The sequence below is a fragment of the Aeromonas sp. ZOR0002 genome (assembly GCF_963866995.1).
Taxonomy (GTDB): domain Bacteria; phylum Pseudomonadota; class Gammaproteobacteria; order Enterobacterales; family Aeromonadaceae; genus Aeromonas; species Aeromonas caviae.
On the sequence record NZ_CAWMFQ010000025.1, the window covers coordinates 1 to 2,898 of the forward strand.

Genomic DNA, 2,898 nt, shown 5'->3' on the forward strand with positions numbered 1-2,898 from the left:
CCGGTTTGAGGCCGGTGTCAGGTGATAACTAGATCTGTACACATGCAATGACTGATACAACCCCGAACAATACTGCACCTGGTGGTCCGAATGATGAATAAGCTCTCCGTGGTCACGTTGTTGCTTCAGTGTTTTCTCGATCACCATCGACTCGGCATTCATCTCTTAGTTGCCACTATTTTGCGTGAGCAGGTGTCCGTCACCTAGCTCAGGTAGAGCGGCCCTGAGTGTCATAACGCGTCTGCGTCTGTTTATAGGTGAGCTTGCCTTTTTCAATCTGCTCGACCAGGGCCAGTTTAAAAATCAGAGTAATTGTGTTGTGTTCGTTTACGCCCTGTCCCATCGAGATCTCCATCTATTCGGAGGAGAAGATGCAAACCATATTCAGGCAGATGCGCCGATCAGACGTCGGCCAGCTGCAATGCCTGGCGGTAGTACTCGTTGGCCTTGTTGGTCAGGCGGCGCTTGTCCATCACCTGGCCGAGGGCGTGGTAGAGGGCGGCATCCGGCGCCTTCGCCACTTCCTGCTCCAGCAGCCGCTGGGCTTCGTCCAGTTGACCGGCCAGCAGGCAGACCCGGGCCAGCGCGGCTTCGGCGCCCGGCTGATCCTGGATCTTTCTGAGCAGGGTCAGCATGGGCTGGTAGTCGTCCAGTTTGAGCTTGGGCAGGCGGGCGAACAGCTCGGGGGAGGGATCCTTGCGCAGGGCCTCCAGCCAGAGATCGGCGGCTTCGGCATCGGCCCCCAATCGGCGCAGGCGATCCCCGTAACTGGCCAGCAGCACGGGATCCTGGCGCTGTTTGCGGGGCAGACCCTGCCAGACCGTGCGCAGGGTGTCGAGGGAGCCGCTGGCGGCCTCCAGACGACCGCACCACGCCTGGTGCAGCAGGGCCTCTTCCTGCTGAGCGGTCAGCTTGCCCACCTTGCGCAGGGCAGGGGCGAGATCGATGAGGGCCGCCCAGTCTTCACGGGCCAGATACACCTGACGCAGCTGATCCAGCACCATGGGGTGGCGCGGGTTGAGGGCATAGATGGACTCGAGGCGACCGAGGGCGCTGTCGTACTGGCCCTGCTCAATCTGCAACTGGGTCTGGATCAGGGTCAGTGCCAGCTCTGCCTTGGGGTTCTCTTCCTGGGCTTTCTGCAGGTAGTGATCCCGGCGCACGTCATCGCCCCGGGCCTGGGCCACCCGGGCGGCGCTCAGGTAGTTGAGCAGCGGGGTGTCGCTGTTGTCTGCGCCCTTGATGAGAAGCTTCTCGGCCTGGTTGTAGTGCCCCTCTGCCATGGCCAGGGTGGCATTGACGGTTTGCAGGTTGGCCTTGCGGCGGCGGCGGGAGCCGAACCAGCCCTGGGTCTTGCGGCGCAGGCCGAACAGGCGGGCCAGCACCCATTCCACGATGAGCAGGGCACCGTAGAACAGCACCGCCAGGATCACCGCGCTGGTGACCGAGGATTCCACCGTGTAGTTGCCCAGCGAGATGAGCACATAGCCCTTGTTGCCGGAGGCTTCGGGACCGAAGATGAGGCCCGCCACCATCACGGCGACTATGACGATCAGACGAATCATGGTTTCCTCCTCAGTTGCCGGCCAGGATGCGTTGCAGGCGTTCGGTCAGCACCTGTTCCAGCATGGTCTGGGTCTTGAACTGATCCGGGTAGTCAAACTGGATCTGCTCGCCTTTGAGCTTGTCGAGCTCGGACTGCATGTACTGGGTGGCGCTGTTGTCGGCATCGAAATACTGGGTCAGCCAGCGCTGGGCCTTCTCCAGGCTGTCGACATAGAGTGACTGCTGTTCACGATAGACGGCGAGCTGGGCCTGCAGCAGCTTGGTCTTGAGGTTCTCCCGCAGGAAGATCTCCTGCTGCGGGGAGAGCAGGGCTTCCACGGCGCCATCGCGGCGACGAATGGTGATGAAGTTTTCGGTGAACTTGACCCAGTTCTTCTTCAGGTTGCTCTGCCACTCGTCCGGGTTGGTGCTGACGGTCTGGTCGGGCTCGCTCTTGGCTTCCGGCATGCTGACGGTGGAGAGGGGCAGCAGCTCGATCTGGTCCGAGAGGGCGGCCAGCTTCAGGGTCAACCCCTCGCGATCGACCCGTGGCATCCCCTTGAGCTTGGCGATGTCTTCCGCCAGCGCCTTGCGAATGGGCATCAGGCTGGGGTCGTTGAGCGCCTTGATGCGCTCGTCGGCGTTGCCGAGCAATGTGATGGCGGAGACGATGTCGTGTTCGAGCCACAGCTTGCGGCCCGCCATGCGCACCAGGTATTCGGATTCGGCCAGCATCCAGTCATTGGGGCGCTTGTCGTCCAGATCCAGCACCTTGGTCTGCAAGGCGTCCAGCGCCTCCTGCAACTGCTGCTGGCTCTTGCCGAGGGCACCGATCTGTTCGGCATCCTTGCTGCTGCCCTGATCAATCCTGGTCATGGCGTCGGCCAGTTGCTGCTTGAGGGCTACCAGTTCGGCCTGCTGGGCAACGGCGTTCTGGTGTCCGTGCACATAGAGACCACCGGCCAGCCCCAGGGCCAGCAGGATGGCGATGCCGCCAAGCACGGTGCCAGAGCTGCCCTTCTTGCTCCCTGTTGTTCCGGGAGCGGGCTTGTTGTTGTCGGCCACGGTGGCCGCGGCACTCGGCTGGACTTCTTGCTGTTCAGTCATTCCATCTTCCTCAGTTCCAGGGCGGCCACCAGAGCCTGGTTGGATGCACCTTGGGCAATCACGATACGGGTAAAACCAGCCCCTTCTGCCATCTCGGCCACCCGGGGACTGGGCACCACCAGCAGGCGGTCATAAAGCCAGGGGTGCTGCGGGCCGGGCACCAGGGCCAGCAACCGCTGCAACAATTCGCCACTGGTGATGAGCAGGCTGTCGAGCCCGGCTGCCTGCCAGTGGCGGGTCAATGCG

General features: G+C 62.4%; 4 protein-coding genes. All 4 read right to left on the bottom strand.

The window, feature by feature from the left end; all coding sequences use genetic code 11:
- Positions 1 to 208: 208 nt before the first annotated feature.
- Positions 209 to 343 (bottom strand): hypothetical protein, encoded by a 135-nt coding sequence (locus AACR77_RS01720; protein WP_268884813.1) that lies wholly within the window; start codon positions 341 to 343, stop codon positions 209 to 211.
- A 58-nt stretch (positions 344 to 401) separates the two neighbouring features.
- The gene (locus AACR77_RS01725; RefSeq protein ID WP_042879393.1) at positions 402 to 1,565 is read right to left on the bottom strand and encodes a heme biosynthesis HemY N-terminal domain-containing protein; all 1,164 of its coding nucleotides are present in this window, start codon (positions 1,563 to 1,565) and stop codon (positions 402 to 404) included.
- Between the two features lie 10 nt (positions 1,566 to 1,575).
- Positions 1,576 to 2,652 carry a uroporphyrinogen-III C-methyltransferase gene (locus AACR77_RS01730; protein WP_039039811.1) on the bottom strand — a complete coding sequence of 359 codons (1,077 nt, stop codon included), beginning with the start codon at positions 2,650 to 2,652 and terminating at the stop codon, positions 1,576 to 1,578.
- Positions 2,649 to 2,898 (bottom strand): uroporphyrinogen-III synthase (locus AACR77_RS01735; RefSeq protein WP_042879395.1); only part of this gene is annotated, 250 nt, incomplete at its 5' end. The genes AACR77_RS01735 and AACR77_RS01730, both read right to left, overlap by 4 nt.

Bases quoted from the DNA above. Each gene is read 5' to 3' on its own strand.
- AACR77_RS01720 (WP_268884813.1), bottom strand. From the start codon at position 343: ATGGGACAGGGCGTAAACGAACACAACACAATTACTCTGATTTTTAAA.
- AACR77_RS01730 (WP_039039811.1), bottom strand. From the start codon at position 2,652: ATGACTGAACAGCAAGAAGTCCAGCCGAGTGCCGCGGCCACCGTGGCC.
- AACR77_RS01725 (WP_042879393.1), bottom strand. From the start codon at position 1,565: ATGATTCGTCTGATCGTCATAGTCGCCGTGATGGTGGCGGGCCTCATC.